17 protein-coding genes and 4 pseudogenes are annotated in these 25,815 nt (G+C 39.0%); 16 read left to right on the top strand and 5 right to left on the bottom strand.

What is annotated here, in order from left to right:
- Positions 1 to 115: 115 nt before the first annotated feature.
- Positions 116 to 1,315 carry an IS91 family transposase gene (locus tag ArsFIN_RS16405; protein ID WP_135678003.1) on the bottom strand — a complete coding sequence of 400 codons (1,200 nt, stop codon included), beginning with the start codon at positions 1,313 to 1,315 and terminating at the stop codon, positions 116 to 118.
- A 58-nt stretch (positions 1,316 to 1,373) separates the two neighbouring features.
- Here ArsFIN_RS16405 and ArsFIN_RS16400 point away from each other — a divergent pair, with 58 nt between their 5' ends.
- Entirely contained in the window at positions 1,374 to 1,997 is a 624-nt protein-coding gene (locus ArsFIN_RS16400; RefSeq protein WP_026823783.1) for an AAA family ATPase, read from the top strand.
- A gap of 588 nt (positions 1,998 to 2,585) precedes the next feature.
- On the opposite strand, the pseudogene ArsFIN_RS16395 reads toward ArsFIN_RS16400, so the two are convergent.
- From ArsFIN_RS16395 to satP, 3 genes and pseudogenes are all read right to left on the bottom strand, one after another.
- Positions 2,586 to 3,473, bottom strand: a pseudogene (locus ArsFIN_RS16395) (replication endonuclease); the annotation flags it as partial.
- A gap of 188 nt (positions 3,474 to 3,661) precedes the next feature.
- Complete coding sequence (locus tag ArsFIN_RS27645) at positions 3,662 to 3,721, bottom strand: hypothetical protein (protein ID WP_246067446.1); 60 nt, start codon at positions 3,719 to 3,721, stop codon at positions 3,662 to 3,664.
- 103 nt (positions 3,722 to 3,824) lie between these two features.
- Positions 3,825 to 4,391, bottom strand: a complete 567-nt coding sequence (gene satP, locus ArsFIN_RS16390; RefSeq protein WP_026823785.1) for an acetate uptake transporter — start codon at positions 4,389 to 4,391, stop codon at positions 3,825 to 3,827.
- A gap of 350 nt (positions 4,392 to 4,741) precedes the next feature.
- Here satP and dnaK point away from each other — a divergent pair, with 350 nt between their 5' ends.
- The 7 genes and pseudogenes from dnaK (at position 4,742) to nhaR (ending at position 13,554) form a co-directional block, all read left to right on the top strand.
- Positions 4,742 to 6,667, top strand: coding sequence for a molecular chaperone DnaK (dnaK, locus tag ArsFIN_RS16385; RefSeq protein WP_026823786.1), 1,926 nt, complete (start codon positions 4,742 to 4,744; stop codon positions 6,665 to 6,667).
- Between the two features lie 115 nt (positions 6,668 to 6,782).
- A complete protein-coding gene (gene dnaJ, locus ArsFIN_RS16380; RefSeq protein ID WP_026823787.1) occupies positions 6,783 to 7,919 on the top strand; it encodes a molecular chaperone DnaJ in 1,137 nt (378 codons plus the stop codon).
- Between the two features lie 444 nt (positions 7,920 to 8,363).
- Positions 8,364 to 9,399, top strand: a pseudogene (istA, locus tag ArsFIN_RS16375) (IS21 family transposase).
- Positions 9,386 to 10,149, top strand: a pseudogene (gene istB / locus ArsFIN_RS16370) (IS21-like element helper ATPase IstB). The pseudogenes istA and istB overlap by 14 nt, the downstream one beginning before the upstream one ends.
- 82 nt (positions 10,150 to 10,231) lie before the next feature.
- The gene (locus tag ArsFIN_RS16365) at positions 10,232 to 11,107 is read left to right on the top strand and encodes a hypothetical protein (RefSeq protein WP_026821427.1); all 876 of its coding nucleotides are present in this window, start codon (positions 10,232 to 10,234) and stop codon (positions 11,105 to 11,107) included.
- 168 nt (positions 11,108 to 11,275) lie between these two features.
- Positions 11,276 to 12,460, top strand: a complete 1,185-nt coding sequence (nhaA, locus tag ArsFIN_RS16360; protein WP_026821428.1) for a Na+/H+ antiporter NhaA — start codon at positions 11,276 to 11,278, stop codon at positions 12,458 to 12,460.
- 183 nt (positions 12,461 to 12,643) lie between these two features.
- Positions 12,644 to 13,554 (top strand): annotated as a pseudogene (nhaR, locus tag ArsFIN_RS16355) (transcriptional activator NhaR).
- Positions 13,555 to 13,618: 64 nt separating this feature from the next.
- Here the strand turns inward: nhaR and rpsT are convergent.
- On the bottom strand, positions 13,619 to 13,879 hold the full coding sequence (gene rpsT, locus ArsFIN_RS16350; RefSeq protein WP_026821429.1) for a 30S ribosomal protein S20: 261 nt from the start codon (positions 13,877 to 13,879) through the stop codon (positions 13,619 to 13,621).
- A gap of 337 nt (positions 13,880 to 14,216) precedes the next feature.
- On the opposite strand from rpsT, the gene ribF reads away from it, so the two are divergent.
- The 8 genes from ribF (at position 14,217) to carB (ending at position 25,792) form a co-directional block, all read left to right on the top strand.
- On the top strand, positions 14,217 to 15,146 hold the full coding sequence (gene ribF, locus ArsFIN_RS16345; RefSeq protein WP_026821430.1) for a bifunctional riboflavin kinase/FAD synthetase: 930 nt from the start codon (positions 14,217 to 14,219) through the stop codon (positions 15,144 to 15,146).
- A gap of 38 nt (positions 15,147 to 15,184) precedes the next feature.
- On the top strand, positions 15,185 to 18,001 hold the full coding sequence (gene ileS / locus ArsFIN_RS16340) for an isoleucine--tRNA ligase (RefSeq protein ID WP_026821431.1): 2,817 nt from the start codon (positions 15,185 to 15,187) through the stop codon (positions 17,999 to 18,001).
- Positions 18,001 to 18,501, top strand: a complete 501-nt coding sequence (gene lspA, locus ArsFIN_RS16335) for a signal peptidase II (RefSeq protein ID WP_026821432.1) — start codon at positions 18,001 to 18,003, stop codon at positions 18,499 to 18,501. Before ileS ends, lspA begins: the two co-directional genes overlap by 1 nt.
- 61 nt (positions 18,502 to 18,562) lie before the next feature.
- On the top strand, positions 18,563 to 19,033 hold the full coding sequence (gene fkpB / locus ArsFIN_RS16330; RefSeq protein WP_026821433.1) for an FKBP-type peptidyl-prolyl cis-trans isomerase: 471 nt from the start codon (positions 18,563 to 18,565) through the stop codon (positions 19,031 to 19,033).
- Positions 19,014 to 19,964, top strand: a complete 951-nt coding sequence (ispH, locus tag ArsFIN_RS16325) for a 4-hydroxy-3-methylbut-2-enyl diphosphate reductase (RefSeq protein ID WP_026821434.1) — start codon at positions 19,014 to 19,016, stop codon at positions 19,962 to 19,964. Before fkpB ends, ispH begins: the two co-directional genes overlap by 20 nt.
- 167 nt (positions 19,965 to 20,131) lie before the next feature.
- Positions 20,132 to 20,953 carry a 4-hydroxy-tetrahydrodipicolinate reductase gene (gene dapB, locus ArsFIN_RS16320; protein ID WP_026821435.1) on the top strand — a complete coding sequence of 274 codons (822 nt, stop codon included), beginning with the start codon at positions 20,132 to 20,134 and terminating at the stop codon, positions 20,951 to 20,953.
- A gap of 434 nt (positions 20,954 to 21,387) precedes the next feature.
- Entirely contained in the window at positions 21,388 to 22,554 is a 1,167-nt protein-coding gene (gene carA / locus ArsFIN_RS16315; protein ID WP_026821436.1) for a glutamine-hydrolyzing carbamoyl-phosphate synthase small subunit, read from the top strand.
- A gap of 13 nt (positions 22,555 to 22,567) precedes the next feature.
- The gene (gene carB, locus ArsFIN_RS16310) at positions 22,568 to 25,792 is read left to right on the top strand and encodes a carbamoyl-phosphate synthase large subunit (protein WP_026821437.1); all 3,225 of its coding nucleotides are present in this window, start codon (positions 22,568 to 22,570) and stop codon (positions 25,790 to 25,792) included.
- Positions 25,793 to 25,815 lie beyond the last annotated feature (23 nt).

The following is a 25,815-nucleotide window of genomic DNA, read 5'->3' as shown; positions in this document are numbered from 1 at the left end:
GGTGTTTTGAACTCAATATTTCTATTAAATTCTGACAGTTTTCTCGTTGATTAACCATGAGAACAGTAATTCGGTTAAATTATCATCTAAAAGCCTAATAATAGGCACACTGCTCCTAGGCTGCGGTTTGTAACCATCGTTTTTTGACCATTTTATCCCGCCTTTCTGACAGTAAAGTGACGGCGTGTATTCCTTTTTCCGCACTCATAAACCGCAATCGGTTTCCACATAAAATACATTGGTACGGGTCAGTATTTAAAAAACCTTTGATAAGGGCCCCAAACCCAGGTTTTTCAGGCACATTAGGAGATATCATGTCTAACGCCTCATACACCTTCGGTAATAAGCACCCGCGTTTGCGATTGGCTAAAAAACCGTAATAACGGATCATCTTAAAATGTCGCGCAGGGATATGACTGACATAACGCCGTATCATTTCTTCTTGGGATAAGGTCTGTCGTCTGTATTGTTGGCTGTGGTGGTCATAGTAATGATGAACCACGGTGCCGCCGCTGTAGTGTTTCAATTGAGAAGCGGAGATAGGGGGACGTTTAAGATAACGGCCCAGATATTTCACATTATGCCAGGCCCCGCGTGTCTTTTTGGCAAAATGTACTTTCCAATAACGTTGAAACTGGGCATTGAGGTAACGGCACCAGGTCTGATAATTGCGAATGTGCCCGAAGCCAGGCAATTTATTGGGTTGTAACTGAAAATAGTTATCCCTAAGGAGTCGAATGACCGCACTGCGCCAGACCTTTTCAACGTCTTTCTTTTTAAAGAAAATCGGTTTCCAGGTGTCATATTGAGTGAGTCCCCCACGCGTGACGGATAAATGAATATGCGGATGTTGATTGAGTTGGCGACCGTAAGTATGCAGCGCACAAAAAATGCCAATTTCGAGGCCTTGGCGCTTGGCGTGTTTGAGCATGGCGCGGGTTGCACAGCGAAAGAGTTGGTTGAGCAAGTACCAGTTATTGTTAAAAAAAGGCCAAAGTAGGTGAGGCATAGTGAGGGTAATATGTTGCCATTCGCAATCCGGCAAAATATGGCGCTGCTGGGCAATCCACTGTTCGGTGCCTTTGAGGCCACACGCACTGCAGGCTTTGGATTTACAGGTTTGACAAAAGAAGCGTGAATGAGAGCATTCAGGTGAAGAACAGCAATAACGGCGAACGCCCATAGCGCAGGTGCTGCAGGCGAGCATCTTTTCGACAGAGAGTAGTTGCCATTCATCTATGTGATTATTTTCGATGAAAAGGTTCCATCCGTCATCGTATTGAAATAGCAGTTTTGCAGGTCTGGGGATGTACATAGAGCAGAGTATAAAAGACGAGAAGGGAATTGCCTAGAAATAGAGCGCCTTTGCCGCGATGCTCACGCCAAAGGCGTGCTTATGTTCTGTTGTTATAGATGATCCTATATCAAGTCTATCACAAAACTATATTTATGATATAGCATCTTTTATTCATTATAAAATTATAAATAACGAAATGATTTCTAAAGTTATTATTCTGACGCATAATCTATTCTTTTTTCATGAGCTAATTAAATTAGGCCCTGGGGAGAAAAAATTTACTAAAAAATATAATTTATATAGAGTATATAAAAATTCAAACTCAAAAGTTGAGGGAATGGAAAAAGAGCAAATTAAGAATGAGTATCAGTCTTTTTGGCAAATTATAAAAGATGCTAGTGAAAATAAAGCACCAACTGCTATATTACCTAATGTAATGAGAAATATATTGGAATATTATTTTTCATTTGTGTATAAAATTGATGATCTAAATAAACAACTATGTAATTTATTGAGTGAAACTGAAGATCAGAACTATCGTGCTTTTTATCGATTTATAAATAGAAGTTCCCACTCTGACTCTTTCAACGTTCATATGTTAGGAGAGATGACTGCTAATCATTATTTAGATTTATTTAAGAAAATTTTTGAAAAAACAGGAGACTTAAGGCATTATAATAAAATGCGAGGTATTGAATAAAAGGAGTTACCGATGAGGATAATTCTTTAGCGTCTAGGCCATGATCGACAGTGCTGGCACACCGTTTCCCAGCGGCCAAATCTAAAACGCAAGTACTGCCGAACAATAACTGGCTTTAGCATGGCTTTTCTCCCTTACAAGATTATTAATGTTGCCATTAACAGCCTTTATACACTTCATATAAAGCAATATATTATGTGAATAGGAGATAGAGAAGTTCCTCATGCGGTAACCCAAATATATTAATATGGTTTTTATTATTTTTAAAGGATTATTTTTAAGAAACTATATTATTGTATAAATTAAATTTTTTATCATTTTATTACTTTTTACTAACAATAAATAATCAAGTTTATATCAAAAATATTGCATTTAATTATTAATAAATATATTCAATTTTTTAATGTTATTATTTTATGAATAATAATATGTTAACATGAATTAATAAATGAAATTATTGCCTTTTGCGAAAAATTTTTATCTGTTTTTTCATTGTCATGTTTCATTTGCTGGTAATAATTCTCTTTAAAATCAAACTCCTCACCAAACCTCCCTTCCCCCAAAACACCCTATCTAACCCCCCTGCAAACCCCCATTTCTACAGTTATTGCCAGAACTCCGAGGCGCGCCGATGGCGCTTTTTAAAGGCTCCTCGTCCTCGCTAGCAGGGACTTTCTTTACTAATCGGTATTTGCGGCAACGGGTTTTTATTATCTCGGCGGCGGGGTTAAGTTGGGCATAAATGCCGACCACTTTTTGCACTTCTTCATCGTAAGCGTTGAGCTGGTCGTTGGTTTGGTAGGCAACGCGCAGGGTTTGTTGATTGCGTGGAGTACAGGGGCCGCCTTGGGCTTGAATATAGGCAGCAAAATCACCTTCATCGGCCGCTTTTCTGACCTGTTCGGCAATTTCGCCTAATTTGTCGGCAACGGATAGGCTTCTTAAGCGGCGACATTCACGGTAAACCCCTTTTGAAGGAAGATTATAAAAATGAAATTGTGGGATCCGCCAGGTCGATGCCCAGGTAGTGACGGCAGCGGCCATTTCAGTCAGTGGCTTGCCAGTTTCAAAGTCAACATCCCCGTCTAGTGCGTAACCGTCGATATTTTTAGCGATGTATTTAGCAATGTAGCCAACGGCACCACCTCTATTCATATGCTTACATGCAAAACGATGTTGCTGCGCCCCTTTTTCGTCAGGGTCATCCGCCAGTGCTTTTTGGCGCATAATTTCAATCGCTTTGGCGCGACTAGCCTTATCGGTAAAAAGTAGCAAATGCCAGTGCGGGGTGGCGTCATGATGAGTTTCTACCACCCGGACACCATAAACATTGACTTCGTTGTCAGCGAAGGCGGCACGAATACGTGACCAGACTTTAACTAAATAGCGCTGGCCATCTTTCGGCGTAAAAGCTTCATTTTTCCATTTATGGTTGATCACGGCAATGTTGTTTTTTCCGCGCTGACGTAATTTGGTAAGCCAGCGTATTTTAAATGGACAGAAAACAGGCTAATGAGTTACTTCCTTTCATCCTGTCATTGCTGTTTTATTATTTGTTCCATCGACAAAGGATTCGGATCGATAGTCGTGTTCATGCGCAATTGTCCTTTTTTAGCTAAAAAAGCCCCTGGCGTTGTGAGTGGCATTAAATTTCTAACGGTAATTTAAAGCGGCATTGCGATATGCTTGGGGAGTAATGTCGATAATGCTTTTAGTTGATTGATGGCCTGAATAATGGCCTGTTGCTGTTGTTTATTAATAAAATCACATCTAACCAGTAGTTAACAAAGCAGCATAAACTGCTTTATTAATATCGCTGGATGCTATTTAAGAATGATGACCAATAGGTAATATTGTGCGGCCAAATTGTTCATTAATGACTTCAGCCATAGCAAGGTAAAAAGCGCTGGCGCCACAGATAATGCCTTCAAAACCGGCAATAGTAAGTATGGTTTTGTTTTCATACAAATTACCAATCGCTAACAGCGCAAAAAGTACCGTCAGACTAGCAAAAACAAATTGTAGGACGCGATTGGCTTTTAATGTGCCGATAAACATAAACAAGGTAAAGATACCCCAAAGTGCTAGGTAAACTGCGAGAAAATTTGCTGATGTTGCTTGTACGGACGCGATATTAGGCAGCATTAGTAAGCCAACTAAACTTAGCCAAAACAAGCCATATGATGAAAATGCAGTTGCGGCAAATGTATTTCCTTTTTTATATTCAAAAATACCGGCAATAATCTGAGCAATACCACCATAGAAGATACCCATACTTAGTATTACTGAAGTTAATGGAAAAAATCCTGCATTGTGAATATTTAATAAAATGGTTGTCATACCAAAACCCATCAAACCTAATGGGCCCGGATTGGCAATATTATTTGCACTCATAAATTCCTCTAAATGTCATTAAATATATAATATTCAATAGGATATAAATTAATATATGCTATTGGGGGTTACGAAAAGCAAGTATAATAGGTAGTGTTAGGTTCAAAACAAAGATTAAAATGACTTTTCATCTAAAAATAATTTTTTACTTTCCCCTTGATGAATATTTTTATGTCCCCATTTTAATGAAAAGCGTAGTTACCAATGGTCAATCTATCAACCTGTCACAAGGTGCCTCGTTAGATAGATTTTTTTGAGGTCAGGGAAAAAATCCCTTGAAAAAAAGTTCAATGAACCTCATATAGGTTGGTAACTAGATTGGTTAAGAATTCCCTTTGGAGGCTGTTTAGATGGGTAAAATTATCGGGATTGACCTGGGTACAACTAACTCTTGTGTAGCTATTATGGATGGCGCAAGTGCGCGGGTATTGGAAAACAGTGAGGGTGATCGTACCACACCTTCTATTATTGCTTATACACAAGATGGTGAAATTCTTGTGGGGCAGCCGGCAAAACGACAGGCAGTGACAAATCCACAAAATACACTTTTTGCCATTAAGCGTCTGATTGGACGTCGCTTTGAAGATGAAGAAGTTCAACGTGACGTTTCTATTATGCCTTATAAAATCATTGCCGCAGATAATGGTGATGCATGGTTGGATGTTAAGGGGCAAAAGATGGCTCCTCCTCAGGTTTCCGCTGAGGTGTTGAAAAAAATGAAAAAAACGGCGGAAGATTATTTGGGTGAACCTGTTACTGAAGCTGTTATTACTGTGCCTGCTTATTTTAATGATGCTCAGCGTCAAGCAACTAAAGATGCGGGTCGCATTGCTGGTTTAGATGTAAAACGTATTATTAACGAACCAACTGCAGCGGCGCTTGCTTATGGTTTAGATCGTGAAGTAGGTAACCGTACTATCGCGGTATATGACTTAGGTGGTGGTACTTTTGATATTTCAATTATTGAAATTGATGAAGTCGATGGTGAAAAAACCTATGAAGTGCTGGCAACTAATGGTGATACTCACTTAGGTGGTGAAGACTTTGATAATCGTCTGATCAATTATTTGGTCGATGAATTTAAGAAAGAGCAAGGGTTTGACCTACGCAATGATCCGTTAGCAATGCAACGCTTAAAAGAAGCAGCAGAGAAAGCTAAAATTGAGCTCTCCTCTGCTCAGCAGACCGATGTCAATCTGCCTTACATTACCGCAGATGCCAGTGGTCCGAAACATATGAATATTAAGGTGACGCGAGCAAAACTTGAATCACTGGTTGAAGATTTGGTTAAACGCTCAATGGAGCCATTGAAAGTTGCACTGCAAGATGCAGGTTTAAATGTTAATGATATAAATGATGTCATTCTTGTTGGTGGTCAGACGCGTATGCCAATGGTGCAAAAAGCGGTTGCTGACTTCTTCGGCAAAGAACCTCGTAAAGACGTTAACCCTGATGAAGCGGTTGCTATTGGTGCGGCGGTACAAGGTGGTGTCTTAGCGGGTGATGTGAAAGATGTCTTGTTACTTGATGTAACTCCACTATCTTTAGGTATTGAAACTATGGGTGGTGTAATGACAACGTTAATTGCCAAGAATACCACTATTCCGACTAAACACAGTCAGGTGTTTTCAACAGCAGAAGATAACCAGTCGGCAGTTACCATTCATGTATTGCAAGGTGAACGTAAACGTTCAAATGATAACAAATCATTAGGACAGTTTAATTTGGATGGTATTCAAGCGGCACCGCGTGGTATGCCACAAATTGAGGTTACCTTTGATATTGACGCTGATGGTATTTTACATGTGTCAGCCAAAGATAAGAATACTGGCCGCGAACAGAAGATTACCATTAAAGCATCTTCTGGTCTGAAAGAAGATGAAATCCAAAGAATGGTAAGCGATGCAGAAGCCAATGCGGAAGCAGATCTTAAGTTTGAACAGTTAGTTCAGGTACGTAATCAGGCTGATCAATTGATTCATGGTACGCGTAAACAAATTGAAGAAGCAGCTGACAAGTTACCTGCTGATGATAAAACTAATATAGAGAAAGCTATTTCTGAGCTGGAAACTGCGATCAAAGGTGAAGATAAAGCTGTCATTGAAGAGAAAATACAAGCTTTAGTTCAAGCTTCTGCCAAACTACTAGAGTTAGCTCAACAGCAAGCTCAAGCAGGTACAACTGATGCAGGCGCAGGCGCCCAGCCTAAGCGGGATGATAATGTTGTTGATGCTGAATTTGAAGAAGTCAACGACAAGGATAAAGATAAAAAATAGTGGCCCTTAGCGGGCACAGTAATAGTGTTAGGATTATTTCCTCTGTTACTGAAAACCGAGTACGGGCGTTGGGGGAACTCTACGCCCGTTTCCGTGTGTTAAGGGTAAAATAAATATGGCAAAAAGAGATTATTATCAAGTTTTAGGCGTTACTAAAACAGCTGACGAAAAAGAGATCAAAAAAGCATATAAACGTCTGGCGATGAAGTATCATCCAGATCGTAATCAGGGAGATAAGGAAGCAGAAAGTAAGTTTAAAGAAATTAAAGAAGCTTATGAAATTTTAACTGATGCGCAAAAACGCGCTGCTTATGATCAATATGGACATGCTGCTTTTGAACAAGGTGGTATGGGTGGCGGTTTTAGCGGGGGTTTTGCTTCTGGCGCTGATTTTAGTGATATTTTTGGTGATGTATTTGGTGATATTTTTGGTGGTGGTCGACGTCAGCGGTCGGCTCGTGGGGCAGATCTTCAGTACGAAATGACATTAACCTTAGAAGAAGCAGTTCGTGGTGTCAGTAAAGAGATCCGTATTCCAACCCTGGAAAAATGTGATGTTTGTAACGGAAGTGGCGCTAAACCAGGCACCAAACCAGAAACTTGCTCAACTTGTCATGGTGCAGGCCAAGTGCAGATCCGGCAAGGATTTTTTGCAGTTCAACAAACTTGCCCAACTTGTCATGGTCGTGGCCAAATCATCAAAGAACCTTGCATTAAATGTCATGGCCATGGACGAGTAGAGAAATACAAAACTTTATCGGTAAAAATTCCTCCAGGAGTTAATACTGGCGATCGGATCCGCTTAAATGGTGAAGGTGAGGCCGGTGAAAATGGCGCTCCAGCCGGTGATCTCTATGTTCAGGTCAATGTCACACGGCATGCTATTTTTGAGCGCGATGGGAATAATTTATATTGCGAAGTGCCAATTAATTTTACGATTGCAGCATTGGGTGGTGAAATTGATGTACCGACACTTGATGGTCGGGTGAGCCTCAAAATCCCAGCTGAAACACAAACAGGAAAAATTTTCCGTATGAAAGGAAAAGGTGTTAAGCCTGTTCGTGGTGGTATGACGGGTGATTTGATGTGCCGCATTCTGGTGGAAACCCCGGTTAAATTAAATGAAAAACAAAAAGCATTGCTAAAAGAATTTGGTGAATCCTTGAATGGCGAAAGTGGTGGTAAGAATAGCCCTCGTTCAAAGAGTTTCTTAGATAGTGTGAAAAAGTTTTTTGATGATCTGACTAAATAAGGGTAGTTGGCTAAATTAACAGAGCATCGATAGTAAATGATCGATGCTTTTTTATTAATTAGAAAACAAGATTATTTAATTTGTTTAATAGAATAATAAAAGATTAATGAGATGTATTATAAAGGAAATTAATTTATTGCCTTTAATTTATTATTTATAGTTATTTTATTAATATTACTTATGCAAATTATATTTAACAGTCTAATTTTGAAGACAAATTTTGCCTGTTTTATATAAATTTCTTGCTTAAATTTTGTTATAAAAATAAATTGAGATTAATTCCAACATGTTAAACGTGTGCTTAACAGAATTTTCTATACAATTTAGTTTTATTTTTAATTAATTTATTGGATAGGTGTCACCGATCATGCAAAACTGATCCACTAACGATCATCTAAAACTGATCCACTTGGTATTATTCGCACATTTTTGTACGGATAATTTATGTTAACCAAGGAGATATTTGTGGATATTCATGTTCGCTTTGCACAAGGACAAAGCCTTCGAAAAATTGCCAGTGAGTTGGGTATATCCCGTAACACCGTAAAACATCATTTACAACAACAGACAATGCCAACTTATGCTAAAAGAAGTCAACAACCGACTAAATTATCCCCCTTTAAACCTTATTTGCTTCAGCGAATTGAACTGGCTAAACCTGATTGGATCCCTGCAACAGTCTTATTTGATGAGGTAGTTGAAAACGGCTATCAAGGTGGTATTGCTCAATTACGCCGATTTGTTTGTCAATTTAAACCAAGCATTGTTCCCGAAGTAGTCGTCCGTTTTGAAACACAGCCAGGTCAACAAATGCAAATCGACTTCACCAGCATCCGGCGAGGTAAAAAATCGCTGAAAGCGTTTGTTGCAACGCTAGGCTATTCGCGTGCGAGTTATGTAAAGTTCTTTGATAATGAACGAGCAGAATCGTGGCAGCAAGGTTTAAGAGAAGCTTTCGACTACTTTGGTGGTGTACCACAGGAAGTATTGTGTGATAACGCAAAATCCCTCATCATCGAACGGGATGCTTATGCAGAAGGTGAGCATAAATTACATGTCGAAATGCTTCAAATGTCGAAAGATTACGGGTTTAAATTGAAGGCTTGCAAGCCCTACAGGGCAAAACGAAAGGAAAGTAGAGCGCTTTAACCACTATTTAAAAACAGCTTTATCGTGCCATTAAACACCGACCTTCGTGCTCATAATCTTGAACTGGATATTGAAATAGCTAATGCAAAAGTGGGTCCATGGTTACAACGCGTTGCCCATCAGCGAATTCATGGAACAACGTTAGAAGCCAGCAGATAGATTAGCTAAGGAAGTTAAGTCTCTTCTACCCTTACCAGCAAGGGTTTGCCAATCTATCCCACAGACTAATACGCTTAATATCCCTATCGTACCGCCCCTTGAATCTGTCAGTTTGCAACACTCAATCAGCGTATACGAAGCATTACTGGGAGGTGAACATGTTATTGCATGAACAAATTGAACACCTGTGTGAGTCATTGAAATTAAATTCTATTCCGACTCATTGGTCATCACTTGCCGAAAAAATGCATTGCCCAAGACAAAAGCTACGGAGAGTTTTTTACTGTCCCTGTTAAAATGTGAGCAACAACAACGAGATGAACGAACTCGTAATCTTTTGAGTCGGATGGCAGGATTCCCAGCACATAAAGAACTTAATACGTTCGATTTTAAGTTTGCAACGGGGATCCCCAAACAACACATACAGGAATTAAGCGCATTAACGTTTATTGAACGTAATGAAAATGTCGTGTTGCTTGGCCCAAGCGGTGTAGGCAAAACGCATTTAGCTATTGGGTTAGGATTAAAAGCAGTACAGGCCAAGAAGAAAACCCGCTTTACCACGGCAGCTGAACTGATGTTGCAACTCTCAACTGCCAAACGACAAAATAAGCTCAAACAATATCTATCACGTTCGGTGATGGCCCCGAAGTTGTTGATTATCGATGAGATTGGATACCTGCCGTTTGGGCGAGAAGAAGCAAACCTGTTTTTCAATGTGATTGCCAAACGTTATGAGCATGGCAGTGTCATATTGACGAGTAACCTATCATTTGGGCAATGGCCAAGTGCTTTTGCTGATGACGCAACATTAACTGCCGCTATGCTTGATCGTTTACTTCATCATTCGCATGTACTGCAATTAAGCGGTGAAAGCTACCGATTGAAAGATAAGCGGCGCTCAGGAGCAATAACTGAGTAAAACAGTGGATCAATTTTGATTGATCGGATTTAGATAAAAAGTGGATCAGTTTTCGGTGATCGTTGACAGATAGGAAATAATTATGGCAGAATCGTTAGCTATAAGAATAAAAAACTCATTTCCTTTTAACAAATCAGTTATCACTGAACAAAATTGCCAGCAATATTTTAAAAAAGAATTGCTTAATAGTTTGAAATCTATAGCAAATAATAGTAAAGCAAATATTAAAATTAGCGAGACATTCGAGATAGCAGCGGGAAAGTATTGTTCATTTTCCGCTGAAGGATTAGAGGCAATTTTAACTCATAAATATACTTGGAATGCGGTGGAGAAAATAAATAAAGTTAACTTACAAAAGTTTGGTTGTTGTCTTTTTGATTGTATAAAAGAGATAAAAAATTTAGATAATTTAGATAAATTAGATAATATACGATTACAAATAGGTGAAAATATTATAAATGTAATTGATTTAAAATTTTCAAGTAAGCATGAGAATGATAAGGACTTTAGTTATGTAAAAGAATGTAGCAATAAGATTGTTGACATGACAGATGAAGATAAAATAAACAAAGAAATTATAAAATGTTTTAATAAATTTATAACTATAAGTTATGTAGATGAATCAGCTATGAAAAATAAAACAAAAACGTCAGAGTTAACATTCGTTGAAAGCAGGACAGAAACAGCAGAAGAAATATTGGAATTATGTCCAGAGGAAGGAGAGAAAAAAAAGGAAATAGCACAAGGTGGAGGGGGTATGTTGAATAAAGCGGCAGAACAATCTCAGCAAAAATTAGAAATACGAGATAAATCAGGTTCATTGCGAGAAAACACTCCCAGTTTTTGGCAAAAATTAAGCCAAAAAACGACGCAACTTTTGGCTATATCGTGGGATTTTATCAAAAATAAACTCATCGGGTCTTTATTCCCTATTTTTTTTAGCACCAAGATTAACTAATCATTTTTCAATGTTAAGTGTGTCTTAAACAGCTAACCAGTAAAATAGCGTCTATATTGTTAGTAATTACTCGGTATAACTGTGTTATTTAAGCTTAAAAAAATGATTTTCCGAATTGTATGTATTAGCGTAAAATTAATTTCGTTAATTAACACTGAGGTTATAGTAATGACAGCAATTATACGACAATTTTTAAAGTTAGAAGCAGCAAGTGGGGTGCTGTTAATTATTGCTGCCGTCTTAGCTTTGATTATGGCAAATACCCCATTGCAAGCTATTTATCAGCAATTTCTTAATATTCCTGTTGCGGTTAAAATCAGCGCATTAAATATTGATAAACCTTTTTTATTATGGATAAACGATGGCCTAATGGCCATTTTCTTTTTGGTTGTAGGTCTTGAAGTTAAACGAGAACTGATTGAGGGCTCGTTAGCCGGTCGTGATAAAGCGATATTCCCTGCTGTTGCTGCGGTAGGTGGTATGCTGTTACCTGCTTTAGTATATCTATTTTTTAATGCTAATGATGAAATTGCCCGGCAGGGTTGGGCTATCCCGGCGGCGACGGATATTGCATTTGCACTTGGTGTTATGGCACTATTGGGTAAACGTGTACCAACAGAGTTAAAAGTATTTTTACTTGCCTTGGCGATTATTGATGATCTTGGCGTGATTATCATTATTGCTTTATTTTATACCAAGTCTGTTTCTATTATGTCATTAGGGTTAGCTACGCTTTCTCTATTGTTATTGATATGGATGAATTGGCGTAAAATTGAAAATACATCTGCTTATTTGGTTGTTGGCATAATCTTATGGGTTTGTATTTTAAAATCGGGTATTCATGCAACATTAGCGGGTGTCATTGTGGGCTTTTTGATACCCCTTAAAGGCAAACAAAATAATTCTCCTTCTGAACAATTAGAGCATCTTTTACATCCTTGGGTTGCTTATTTAATTTTACCATTATTTGCTTTTGCTAATGCCGGTTTACAACTTAGTGGTGTTACGCTAGCTAATCTTGCTAGTTCTCTACCGCTTGGGGTTGCGTTAGGTTTATTAATTGGCAAACCAGCGGGTATTTTTCTGTTTAGTTGGCTCGCATTAAAATTAGGTGTTGCAAAATTGCCGGCCAAAATAAACCTTAAGCAGATTTTTGCTGTTTCAGTGCTCTGTGGTATTGGTTTTACTATGTCAATTTTTATTGCTAGTTTAGCATTCGAAGGTTTAGATAATTTTAGTACTTATGCTCGACTGGGGATCCTCATCGGTTCAACTCTAGCGGCAATCTTAGGATTATTATTATTGAATTGCGCATTACCGAAGAATCCAATTAGCGCTAAAACTGCTAATTAGGCAAGATAAAGTTAATTTTAAGTTATATTCACGTGAAATAATTAGTGTTTTGTGCTCGTGCTACAATATTTTTATTTGTAGCACGAGTATCTTGTTTAGGTAAAATAAAATGGTTCGCTTATCTTCTGATGTTCAGAAAATAACGTATATAAACAGTTATCGGTGGTACAAAAAGGTATCGATATGAGAATGTCGCATCTCAATTTTAATCATCTCTATTACTTCTGGCATGTTTGTAAAGAGGGATCTGTTGTTGGCGCCGCTGAAGAACTTTATTTAACGCCTCAACAATAACAGGTCAGATAAAAGCGCTAGAAGAACGTTTGAATGGTAAATTATTTAAAAGACAAGGCAGAGGCCTGGTTCCTTCAGAACTTGGACAACTGGTTTTTCGTTATGCTGATAAAATGTTTGTGCTAAGCCAGGAAATGTTAGATATTGTTAATTATAGTCGTGAATCGAATTTATTATTTGATGTCGGTGTCGCTGACGCTTTATCTAAACGGCTGGTAAGCCGCGTCCTTGAAACAGCTATCGTTGAGCATGAGCAGATCCATTTACGTTGTTTTGAATCGACCCATGAGCTTTTATTAGAACAATTGAGTCAACATAAGTTAGACATGATCTTATCTGATTGTCCGGTTGATTCATCACAACAAGAAGGGTTATTTTCCGTCAAGCTTGGTGAATGTGGCGTTAGTTTTTTCTGTCGCAAACCAATACCGAAAAAACCTTTTCCACTTTGTTTAGAAGAGCGGCGATTATTGATCCCTGGTCGACGTTCTATGCTAGGTCGTCATCTACTTTCTTGGATCCAGAATAATAATCTGCAGATAGAAATTTTGGGTGAGTTCGATGATGCTGCCTTGATGAAAGCATTTGGTATGTATCATAATGCAATATTTGTCGCACCATCATTATACGCTAATGAAATTTTTTCAGATAATGAAGTGGTTGAAATTGGTCATATGGATAAAGTGAAAGAAGAATATTATGTTATTTTTGCTGAACGTATGATCCAGCATCCAGCAGTACAACGTGTCTGTAATAAAGATTTTTCTGGTTTATTTGATCAAACCTTTTATAAACCATAATAATCATTTTCAATAGTAATAAAAAAACCGGCTAAAGCCGGTTTTTTAGCAAAATCAAAATAACTTACATTGATTTGATTTGTGCCACTAAATTTGCTTTATGACGTGCAGCTTTATTTTTGTGGATCAAGCCTTTGCTAGCATAGCGATCAACAATAGGTTGCATGTCGTTAAATGCTTTTTGTGCTGCTTCTTTATCGCCGGTAGCGATAGCGGCATAAACTTTTTTGATAAAAGTACGCACCATAGAACGACGGCTAGCATTATGCTGACGGCGTTTCTCTGATTGTATGGCGCGTTTCTTAGCTGATTTGATATTAGCCAAGGTCCAACTCCCAAATATTTATTCTATCAAGGACACACTAAAGGCCGAGGAATATGCCTTTTTAGCCCTCATTTGTCAATGAATTTGTGTAAATAAGCATCGTGTACTGCAATGCAATCTGTTGTGATGACCTATGATTTTATCAGTTTACTGAGTGAGAATACAGTTTTAAATGTGAAAAAGGGGATGAAATTGCGGCAAAGTGGGTAAATTAACTATTTTTCTTGCCGACAAACAACAATTTATTATCTTTGTTATAAATATTAATCAAATGGTGACTTAACCTTGAAGGTAGTAAGCGGTATAATCCAGCAATTTTTATTATATTGAGCCGATTATGAAGTTAGTACGTGGTATACATAATATTCGCGCATATCATCATGGTTGTGTGTTGACTATTGGCAATTTTGATGCTGTTCATCGAGGACATCAGGCGTTGTTGAAACATTTAAAACAACAAGGTCAGCGTCTCGGACTGCCAACGATGGTAATGATTTTTGAGCCTCAACCATTGGAATTTTTTTTGGGTGCAAATGCACCAGCACGTTTAACGCGTTTACGTGATAAGATAAAATACTTTAGCGAATATGGTGTTGATTATTTACTGTGTGTTAAATTTAATCCCCCATTTGCTTCATTGTCACCGCAAGCTTTTGTTTCACAATTACTGGTGGAAAAATTAGGGGTTAAATTTTTGGCGATCGGTGATGATTTTCGCTTTGGCAAAGATAGGCAGGGAGATTTTAAATATCTCCGTGCAGCCGGGGAACAATATGGTTTTGAAGTCGCCAATACCGAAAGTTTTTGTGATGCCGGACAGCGAGTTAGCAGTACCGCTGTCCGGCAAGCACTATTAAGTGATAATCTTACGCTTGCTGAGAATCTTATGGGACACCCCTATCGATTAAGTGGTCGAGTGGTTCATGGTAGCCAGCTTGGTAGTAAGATCGGTTTTCCAACAGCAAATATACCATTTAACTGTTTAGTTATGCCTGTCAAAGGCGTTTATGTGGTAGAAGTATATGGTTTAGCCGACCATCCATTGCCGGCAGTAGCAAATATTGGTACCCGCCCAACAGTGAATGGGGGAGATAGGCAAATTGAAGTGCATTTGATAGATAGGCGCATGGATATATATGGACGTCATATTGACGTTGTGTTGCGTAAAAAATTACGCGATGAGCAGCGGTTTGCTTCTATTGATGAATTAAGACAGCAAATCGGTGAGGATATAATGGCTGCGAGGCAATTCTTCCAGTCGTCATAATTAAGATATTTAGCAGAAAAGTGGAACTGAGAATCTAAATGAGTGACTATAAAAATACCCTGAATTTACCGGAAACAGGGTTTCCTATGCGTGGTGATCTCGCTAAACGAGAACCACAAATGTTAGCCCGTTGGTATAAAGACGGTTTGTACCAAGCTATTCGCCAAGCCAAAACAGGCAAACCGGTGTTTATACTGCATGATGGTCCTCCTTATGCTAACGGTAGTCTTCATATTGGTCACTCAGTTAATAAAATTCTCAAAGATATTATCATTAAATCTAAAGGATTTGCGGGGTTTGATTCACCCTATATTCCTGGCTGGGATTGCCATGGTTTGCCGATTGAACATAAGGTTGAACAGATTATTGGTAAACCCGGTGATAAGGTTTCTGCTGCTGAATTTCGTGAAGAATGCCGCAAATATGCTAAAGAACAAATTGAAGGCCAGAAAGCTGATTTTATTAGAATGGGCGTGCTTGGTAACTGGGAGCAGCCTTATTTAACCATGGATTTTAATACTGAAGCCAATATTATTCGCGCGTTAGGTAAAGTGATTGAAAATGGCCATTTAGTAAAAGGTGCTAAACCGGTTCATTGGTGTACGGCTTGCGGTTCTTCCTTAGCGGAAGCGGAAGTTGAATATTATGATAAATCATCGCCTTCCATTGATGTACGCTTTAGCGCTATGGATGCCAAAGCCGTTTATGATAAATTTGGTGTAAAATCGACAATTTTACCGGTTTCGGCCGTGATCTGGACGACAACACCTTGGACATTGCCGGCTAATCGCGCGATTGCGGTTAACGCTGATTTAGAATATCAATTAGTCAAAGTTAATAATGATGAATGCTTAATTTTGGCAAAATCGTTGGTTGAAACGGTAATGCAACGTATTGCAGCAACAGAGTGGCAAATTGTCGCACAATGTAATGGTTCTCAATTGGAATCACTGCGCTTTCATCATCCCTTCATGAATTTCGATGTGCCTGTTATTTTAGGTGATCACGTTACTTTAGATGCGGGTACCGGGCTTGTACATACTGCACCAGGCCATGGCCCTGAGGATTATATTGTTGGACAGAAATATAAACTTGAAATAGCGAATCCTGTCGGCCCAAATGGTTGTTATTTACCTGATACTTATCCTGGCTTGGATGGGGTTTTTGTATTTAAAGCAAATGAGTTAATTATCGAACTTTTAGCGGCAAAAGGTGCACTGCTACATAAAGAAATGTTACAGCATAGTTATCCTTGTTGCTGGCGACATAAGACCCCAGTTATTTTTCGTGCAACCCCTCAGTGGTTTATAAGTATGGAAAAAAATGGTTTACGTGAACAATCACTAAAAGAGATCAAAGGTGTTAAATGGATCCCTGAGTGGGGACAAAGCCGAATTGAATCTATGGTGGCAAATCGCCCAGATTGGTGTATTTCTCGTCAGCGCACTTGGGGTATGCCAATGGCATTATTTGTGCATAAGCAGACAGAAAAATTACATCCACGTACGTTAGAGCTGATTGAACAAGTCGCTAGACTTGTTGAAAAATCGGGTATTCAGGCGTGGTGGGATCTGGATCCTATTGCCTTATTAGGAAGTGATGCAGCTGATTATGTTAAAGTCCCCGATACGCTTGATGTCTGGTTTGATTCTGGTTCTACCCATTATGCTGTTGTTGATGTTCGCCCTGAATTTAAAGGCCATTCTGCGGATTTATATTTGGAAGGTTCAGATCAGCATCGTGGTTGGTTTATGTCGTCTCTAATGCTGTCAACGGCGATGAAAGGTAAAGCGCCTTACCGAGAAGTATTAACCCATGGTTTTACGGTTGATGGACAAGGCCGTAAGATGTCAAAATCCTTGGGGAATACCATTAGCCCACAAGATGTCATGAATGATTTAGGTGCTGATATTCTAAGGCTATGGGTGGCTTCAACCGATTACACCAGTGAAATTGCTGTTTCTAGTGAGATTTTAAAACGTTCTGCCGATAGCTATCGGCGTATTCGTAATACAGCACGTTTCTTATTAGCCAATTTGAACGGTTTTGATCCGGCTTTGCATCAAGTTAAACCAGAACAAATGGTAGTATTAGATCGCTGGGCAGTTGGGCGGGCTAAAGCTGCTCAAACGGAAATCATGATGCATTATGCTAATTATGATTTTCACGCAGTTGCTCAGCGATTAATGCAGTTTTGTTCAGTTGAAATGGGCTCTTTCTATTTAGATATAATAAAAGATCGTCAATATACAGCAAAAAGTGATAGTTTGGCGCGGCGTAGTTGCCAGACAGCCTTATTCCATATCATAGAGGCATTGGTACGCTGGATTGCGCCAATCCTTTCTTTTACTGCCGATGAAATTTGGCAGCAATTGCCTGGTAAACATGGCAAATATGTCTTTACTGAGGAATATTATGATGGTTTGTTTGGCTTGGATGATAATGAAGCACTTAATGATGAATTTTGGAATGAACTATTAATTATCCGTAGTGAGGTTAATAAAGTTCTTGAACAAGCGCGTGCAGACAAACTGATCCGTAGCTCGTTGGAGGCTACCGTGACTTTATATGTAGATACCGAACTGGCTGAAATACTTAATCGTTTAGGTGATGAGTTACGTTTTGTATTATTAACCTCACAAGCTAAAGTCATTGATATTATCCAAGCCCCAGTTCAAGCACAGGATAGTGAACTGAGTGGATTAAAAATTGCTTTCCAGCAGGCGGAAGGCGATAAATGTCCTCGTTGTTGGCATTATGCAACGGATATTGGTCGGGAGGCGGAATATGCAGAATTATGCGGCCGCTGTGTTACTAATGTAGCCGGTAACGGTGAAATACGTAAGTTTGCCTAATGAAAAATCCTATTTGCTCTACTGGCTTACGCTGGTTATGGTTAACGGTTGTGATATTAATTGTTGATCTTAGTAGTAAGCAACTCATTTTGAATCATTTTCAATTATATGAGTCGATACCGTTAATGCCTTATTTCAATTTGGCTTATGCTCAAAACCCTGGTGCAGCATTTAGTTTTTTAGCTGATAAAGGAGGGTGGCAGCGCTGGTTTTTTGCCTTTGTGGCGATTGTCATTTGTGTGGTGCTTATCGTGATGATGTATCGTCAAAGCGTGAACAAAAAATTGAGCAATATCGCTTATGCATTGGTTATTGGTGGAGCATTAGGGAATTTGTGTGATCGTTTAGTCCATGGCTTTGTAGTTGATTTTATTGATTTTTATGTCGGCGACTGGCATTGGCCAACATTTAACATTGCTGATATGGCGATTTGCGTTGGTGCGGCACTCATTATTCTCGACAGCTGCATCAATACAGATAAGAAAGCGAGTGCATCTTAGTGCATCGTTTGTTTACGCTGATAACAGGTTGATTTATTTTTAACAGTAGGTTTTTATTGTCATGTTAAGGTTAGTACAAGCAGATAGTGCCGTGTTGCTGCATTTCACGATGAAACTTAAGGATGGTTCAATTGCTGATTCAACCTATGATCAGGATAAACCGGCACTTTTTCGCCTTGGCGATAAAAGCCTCTCGCTCGCACTGGAAAAACAATTAGTTGGTTTAAGTGAGGGTGAGAAAAAAACGTTTACTTTAGGCGGAGAGGATGTATTTGGTAAATCAAACCCGGATATGATCCAATACTTTATGCCAAAAGATTTTATTCAGATCGGGATGCCTGAAGTTGGTGCCATCATATTATTTACCGCGATAAACGGCAGTGAAATGCCAGGGATCGTAACCGCAGTCACGGAAGAGTCTATCACCGTTGATTTTAATCACCCGTTAGCGGCTCAGGACATCATTTTTAACATTGAAGTGTTGGAAATTGACCCGAAATGGGAGGGATCAAATGCAAATATTGCTGGCTAACCCGAGAGGTTTTTGTGCAGGTGTTGATCGGGCAATTAGTATTGTTGATCGTGCACTGGCGCTTTATGGTGCTCCGATTTATGTTCGTCATGAAGTCGTCCATAATCGTTATGTGGTTGACAATTTACGTCGGCGCGGCGCGATTTTTATTGAACAAATTACTGAAGTGCCTGATGGGGCTATTTTGATCTTTTCTGCTCATGGTGTTTCTCAAGCAATTCGGCGGGAAGCTAAGCAACGACATCTGACCATGTTATTTGATGCAACTTGTCCGTTGGTGACTAAAGTACACATGGAAGTGGCGCGTGCTAGTCGTAAAGGTAAAGAAGCCATTTTAATTGGTCATGTTGGACACCCTGAAGTAGAAGGTACAATGGGACAATATAATAACCCGGCGGGTGGTATGTATCTCGTTGAATCGCCGGAGGATGTTTGGAAGTTACAAGTAAAAGATGAAAATAACCTCTGTTTTATGACGCAGACTACTTTATCAGTTGATGATACTGCTCATGTTATAGATGCACTAAATACGCGTTTTCCAAATATTATCGGGCCACGTAAAGATGATATCTGTTATGCAACCACCAATCGTCAAGAAGCGGCACGTGAGTTGGCCAATAAGGCTGATATTGTACTGGTTGTTGGCTCTAAAAATTCTTCTAATTCCAATCGTCTTGCTGAACTGGCGCAAAGAGCCGGCAAACCTGGTTACCTAATTGACTCTGCTGATGATATTCAAGAAGATTGGCTGGAAAACATGCAGATTATTGGTCTTACTGCTGGCGCTTCTGCACCAGATATTCTTGTTCGCCAGGTTATTGAACGCTTAAAAGTTTTAGGTGCCAGTGAAATGATCGAACTTGCTGGTCATGAAGAAAATATTGTTTTTGAAGTGCCAAAAGAGCTGCGTGTTGAAATCAAGGAAATATAATAATTGCTGTTTTGGTATTTTATTAAATTAATTTTTTAGTGCAGCAATTTATTTACTCATTAAGCCAACTCTAATGGCTTTTTTTGTCACTGATGCTTACTAGGATGAGTGTTAACCTTATTGAACTCAAGATATTTAATCTGTTTTTTTAATCAAGAGAGAAAAACATGACTAATTCAGATATTCGTGTTGCTATCGTTGGTGCTGGTGGTCGCATGGGACGTGAACTAATCAAAGCAGTTTCACAACAGGATGGTGTTACTCTAGGGGCGGTGTTAGAAAGAAAAGGCTCAAGCATAGTAGGTACTGATGCCGGTGAGTTAGTCGGTATTGGCCGTTTAAATGTTATAGTCAGTGATGATTTGATTAATGTTTTAGATAAATTTGATATTTTGATCGATTTTACCCGTCCCGAAGGTACGCAATATTACCTGTCTGTTTGTAAAAAATATGCCAAAGCGATGATTATTGGCACGACGGGTTTTAATGAAACTGAACGAAAGTCGATTGACGAAACGGCGAAAACGATCCCTATTGTATTAGCGGCAAATTTTAGTGTCGGCGTTAATCTGGTGTTGAAGTTATTAGAAAAAGCAGCAAAAGTGATGGGCGAATATAGTGATATTGAAATTATTGAAGCTCATCACAGGCATAAAGTCGATGCACCCTCAGGAACCGCCTTAGCAATGGGTGATGTTATTGCTAAGACAATTGGCCGTGATTTAAAAAACTGTGCAGTTTATAGTCGCCAAGGAATTACAGGTGAAAGAGAAAATAACAGCATTGGTTTTGCAACGATTAGAGCTGGTGATATTGTTGGAGAGCATACAGCAATTTTTGCTGATATTGGTGAAAGAATAGAGATAACTCATAAAGCAACAAGTCGCATGACGTTTGCAAATGGCGCTGTTAAGGCTTGTTTATGGCTAAAAGGGAAAAATAGTGGCTTATATAGCATGAAAGATGTATTAGATTTAGAAAATATTTAAATTCTTATTTATCTATTGCTTTGATAAATTATAATTATTTTGGGATTTCGTATTTATTTTTAGTTTTATTATGTTTTTTATTTGATGGCTATGATTTTTGTCATTTTAAATAAAAATTTTATTGATAATAGATGAATTTTTGCGCATTTATTATAATGAAATTTATTTAAACCCCACTTTTACAATTATCTTGTAGTGCAATCGATTATCTTGCTAAGATAAACTATCATTTTACTAGTTACATTGATTTTTTATTATAAATTAGCTAAAAAAATAACAAAAAATTATTTTTTACTAGACAATCACTCTTCTCATCATTAGATTGCGCGCAATTTGCCAAAAATTTGCATAAAGTCCATTTTGGCACGAATTTATTGGCTTACGCATGAATAAATATGCTAAATATATAATTTTTTATTCTTTTGGAGGGTATTTTGATTAAGCCAGCTATATTGGTTCTGGAAGACGGAACCCAGTTTCATGGTCATTCCATTGGGGCTGAAGGAATTGTTGTTGGAGAAGTTGTTTTTAATACATCAATAACTGGATATCAAGAAATTCTCACTGATCCTTCCTACTCCCGCCAAATTGTTACACTCACTTATCCCCATATCGGAAACACAGGCATCAATCCTGATGATGAAGAGTCTGCCATCATTCATGCTCAAGGGCTAGTGATATGTGATTTATCATTAATTTACAGTAATTTTCGTGGCAAAGAGAGTTTATCTGATTATTTAAAGCGCCATAAAACAGTCGCCATTGCTGATATTGATACACGTAAGCTTACACGGTTATTAAGGGAAAAAGGCGCTCAGAACGGCTGTATTATTACTGGCGATAATTTAGATGTCCATTTGGCATTAGAAAAAATTAAATCATTTGGTGGTATAACAGGGCTGGATTTAGCTAAAGAAGTCACCACCAAAGACGTTTATGCCTGGCAGCAGCAGAGTTGGCATCTGGCAGCCGATGGATTATCGGCTACTAAGGCGCGGGAGCAACTGCCTTATCATGTCGTTGCTTATGATTTTGGTGTTAAACAAAATATTTTACGCTTACTCGTTGATCGCGGTTGTTATTTGACGGTTGTGCCAGCAACCACACCGGCTGATGAAGTATTAAAAATGGCACCTGATGGCATCTTTCTTTCTAATGGTCCGGGTGATCCCGCCGCTTGTGATTATGCAATAAACGCAATCAAACAGTTTTTAACCACAGAGATCCCTGTTTTTGGTATTTGTTTAGGTCATCAATTACTGGCATTAGCCAGTGGAGCAGATACCGTTAAAATGAAATTTGGCCATCATGGTGGTAACCATCCAGTAAAAGATTTAATTAATAATCGTGTCATGATTACTGCACAAAATCACGGTTTTGCGGTTGATGAAGCAACATTATCTGACAAATTGCGAGTTACTCATAAATCGCTATTTGATGGCAGTCTACAAGGAATACATCGTACCGATAAACCTGCATTTGGATTTCAAGGACATCCTGAAGCAAGTCCTGGCCCTAAAGATGCAGAACCCCTATTCGATTATTTTATTGAATTGATTAAAAAGTATCGTCAAATAAATTTAGCTACTCAAGTTGATTAATCAGGAGCAAAAAATGGCAAAGCGTACAGATATTAAAAGTATCCTGATTTTAGGTGCGGGTCCTATTGTTATTGGCCAAGCTTGTGAATTTGATTACTCTGGAGCACAAGCATGTAAAGCACTCCGTGAAGAGGGTTATCGCGTTATTTTAGTCAATTCCAATCCAGCGACAATTATGACAGATCCCGAACTCGCAGATGCTACTTATATTGAGCCGATTCAGTGGGAAGTGGTACGCAAAATTATTGAAAAAGAGCGTCCTGATGCGATTTTACCTACAATGGGTGGACAAACAGCTTTAAACTGTGCTTTAGAATTAGAGCGTAAAGGGGTATTAAACGAATTTGCAGTTACCATGATTGGCGCAACGGCCGATGCCATTGATAAGGCAGAAGATCGTCAACGGTTTGATAAAGCAATGAAGAAAATCGGCCTTGAAACTGCACGTTCAGGAATTGCCCATTCCCTAGAAGAAGCGCTAGAGGTGGTAGAGAAAGTAGGCTTCCCCTGTATTATTCGTCCTTCATTTACTATGGGCGGTTCGGGCGGCGGTATTGCTTATAACCGTGAAGAGTTTGAAGATATTTGTCTGACCGGTTTAGATCTTTCACCGACCAATGAATTATTGATAGATGAATCGTTGATTGGTTGGAAAGAGTATGAAATGGAAGTGGTTCGTGATAAGAATGATAATTGTATCATCATATGTTCTATCGAAAATGTCGATGCGATGGGGATTCATACGGGAGATTCTATCACTGTCGCGCCTGCTCAAACATTAACCGATAAAGAATATCAAATTATGCGCAATGCATCGATGGCTGTGTTGCGAGAAATTGGTGTAGAAACCGGTGGTTCAAATGTTCAATTTGCCGTAAATCCTAAAACTGGTCGCTTAATTGTTATTGAAATGAATCCCCGGGTATCACGTTCTTCGGCCTTAGCATCTAAAGCAACCGGTTTTCCTATTGCTAAGGTTGCCGCAAAACTTGCGGTAGGTTATACGCTTGATGAATTAATGAATGATATTACCGGAGGACGCACACCCGCTTCTTTTGAACCTTCTATTGATTATGTCGTGACTAAGATCCCGCGTTTTAACTTTGAAAAATTCCCGGGTAGTAATGATCGTCTGACAACTCAGATGAAATCTGTTGGTGAGGTAATGGCTATTGGGCGAACTTTTCAAGAATCTATGCAAAAAGCATTGCGTGGATTAGAAGTCGCCGCAACGGGTTTTGATCCAAAAGTAGATTTAGATGAATTCGACTCGTTAACCAAAATTCGTCGTGAATTGAAAGACGCTGGTGCTGAACGTATCTGGTATATAGCCGATGCATTTCGCGCAGGAATGTCGGTGGATGGTGTGTTTAATCTAACTAATATCGATCGTTGGTTCTTGGTACAGATTGAAGAACTGGTTCGTTTAGAGGAGAAGGTTACTGAGTTTGGCATTAATGGATTGTCAGCGGGGTTTTTGCGGCGATTGAAACGAAAAGGTTTTGCGGATATTCGTTTAGCTAAATTAGTCGGTGTTTCTGAAGCTGAAATTCGTAAATTACGGCATAAATATAAACTGCATCCTGTTTTTAAACGAGTTGATACTTGTGCGGCAGAATTTGCTACAGATACCGCTTATCTCTATTCCACTTATGAAGATGAATGTGAAGCCAATCCTGACAATACTCAATCTAAGATTATGGTACTAGGTGGTGGACCTAACCGCATCGGTCAAGGCATTGAATTTGATTATTGTTGTGTTCATGCTGCGTTGGCGTTACGTGAAGATGGCTATCAAACAATAATGGTAAACTGTAATCCAGAAACAGTTTCTACCGATTATGATACTTCTGATCGTCTCTATTTTGAACCAGTAACATTAGAAGATGTATTAGAAATAGTTAGGATTGAACAGCCTGAAGGTGTCATTGTGCAGTATGGTGGCCAGACACCATTAAAATTAGCGCTTGCTTTAGAAGAAGCGGGCGTTCCTATTATTGGCACTAGCCCAGATGCGATTGATCGAGCTGAAGATCGTGAGCGTTTTCAACAAGCAGTGGCCCGTTTAGGACTGAAACAACCAGAAAACGCCACGGTTACCACTATTGAACAGGCGATAGAAAAGGCTCATAGTATTGGTTACCCCTTAGTTGTACGTCCTTCTTATGTTTTAGGTGGTCGGGCAATGGAGATTGTCTACGATGAAACTGACTTACGACGGTACTTTCAGACCGCGGTGAGTGTTTCCAATGATGCGCCAGTTTTACTCGATCATTTTCTGGATGATGCCATTGAGGTTGATGTCGATGCTATCTGTGATGGGGAAACCGTTTTAATTGGTGGTATTATGGAGCATATTGAACAAGCTGGCGTTCACTCCGGTGATTCTGCCTGTTCCTTGCCACCTTATACCTTGAGTCAGAATATACAGAATGTCATGCGTGAGCAGGTAAAAAAGCTGGCCTTTGAACTACGTGTTCGAGGATTAGTGAATGTGCAATTTGCCGTTAAAGATAATGAAGTTTATTTAATCGAAGTAAATCCGCGTGCTGCACGTACAGTGCCTTTTGTATCAAAAGCAACAGGCATAGCACTGGCAAAAGTAGCCGCTCGCGTCATGGTCGGACAATCTTTAGAGAAACAGGGTGTAACCAAAGAAATTATTCCACCTTACTATTCGGTTAAAGAAGTCGTATTGCCATTTAATAAATTCCCTGGTGTTGATCCTATTTTGGGACCAGAAATGCGTTCTACCGGTGAAGTTATGGGTATAGGTCGTACTTTTGCCGAAGCATTTGCTAAAGCCATGTTTGGTTGTTCTTCTACGATGAAAAAATCCGGGCGGGCATTACTCTCTGTAAGAGAAAATGATAAAGCCAAGGTGGTTGATTTAGCGGCTAAATTAATTGAGCATGGTTTTGAGTTAGATGCAACTCATGGCACGGCAATTGTATTGGGTGAGGCAGGAATTAACCCGCGTTTAGTTAATAAAGTTCATGAGGGGCGCCCTCATATTCAGGATAGAATAAAAAATGGTGAATACAGTTATATTGTCAATACAACCGCAGGTCGTCGTGCAATAGAAGATTCGAAGCTTATTCGTCGTAGCGCATTACAATATAAAGTAAATTATGATACCACTATTAATGGCGGCTTTGCGACAGCGATTTCCCTCAATGCTGATCCTACAGAGCAGGTAATCTCTGTCCAAGAGATGCATAAAATGATCCGACATTAACGATTACTCGCTATTTGCAATGG

Source organism: Arsenophonus nasoniae (genome assembly GCF_004768525.1).
GTDB classification, from domain to species: Bacteria; Pseudomonadota; Gammaproteobacteria; order Enterobacterales; family Enterobacteriaceae; genus Arsenophonus; species Arsenophonus nasoniae.
Note: the sequence above shows the minus strand (reverse complement) of the source record. Positions and strands in the feature narration are given on the sequence as shown.

Excerpts from the sequence above, each read along its gene's own strand:
- ArsFIN_RS16405 (WP_135678003.1), bottom strand. The coding sequence starts at position 1,315 with ATGTACATCCCCAGACCTGCAAAACTGCTATTTCAATACGATGACGGA.
- ArsFIN_RS16400 (WP_026823783.1), top strand. The coding sequence starts at position 1,374 with ATGCTCACGCCAAAGGCGTGCTTATGTTCTGTTGTTATAGATGATCCT.
- satP (WP_026823785.1), bottom strand. The coding sequence starts at position 4,391 with ATGAGTGCAAATAATATTGCCAATCCGGGCCCATTAGGTTTGATGGGT.
- dnaK (WP_026823786.1), top strand. The coding sequence starts at position 4,742 with ATGGGTAAAATTATCGGGATTGACCTGGGTACAACTAACTCTTGTGTA.
- dnaJ (WP_026823787.1), top strand. The coding sequence starts at position 6,783 with ATGGCAAAAAGAGATTATTATCAAGTTTTAGGCGTTACTAAAACAGCT.
- ArsFIN_RS16365 (WP_026821427.1), top strand. The coding sequence starts at position 10,232 with ATGGCAGAATCGTTAGCTATAAGAATAAAAAACTCATTTCCTTTTAAC.
- nhaA (WP_026821428.1), top strand. The coding sequence starts at position 11,276 with ATGACAGCAATTATACGACAATTTTTAAAGTTAGAAGCAGCAAGTGGG.
- ribF (WP_026821430.1), top strand. The coding sequence starts at position 14,217 with ATGAAGTTAGTACGTGGTATACATAATATTCGCGCATATCATCATGGT.
- ileS (WP_026821431.1), top strand. The coding sequence starts at position 15,185 with ATGAGTGACTATAAAAATACCCTGAATTTACCGGAAACAGGGTTTCCT.
- lspA (WP_026821432.1), top strand. The coding sequence starts at position 18,001 with ATGAAAAATCCTATTTGCTCTACTGGCTTACGCTGGTTATGGTTAACG.
- fkpB (WP_026821433.1), top strand. The coding sequence starts at position 18,563 with ATGTTAAGGTTAGTACAAGCAGATAGTGCCGTGTTGCTGCATTTCACG.
- ispH (WP_026821434.1), top strand. The coding sequence starts at position 19,014 with ATGCAAATATTGCTGGCTAACCCGAGAGGTTTTTGTGCAGGTGTTGAT.
- dapB (WP_026821435.1), top strand. The coding sequence starts at position 20,132 with ATGACTAATTCAGATATTCGTGTTGCTATCGTTGGTGCTGGTGGTCGC.
- carB (WP_026821437.1), top strand. The coding sequence starts at position 22,568 with ATGGCAAAGCGTACAGATATTAAAAGTATCCTGATTTTAGGTGCGGGT.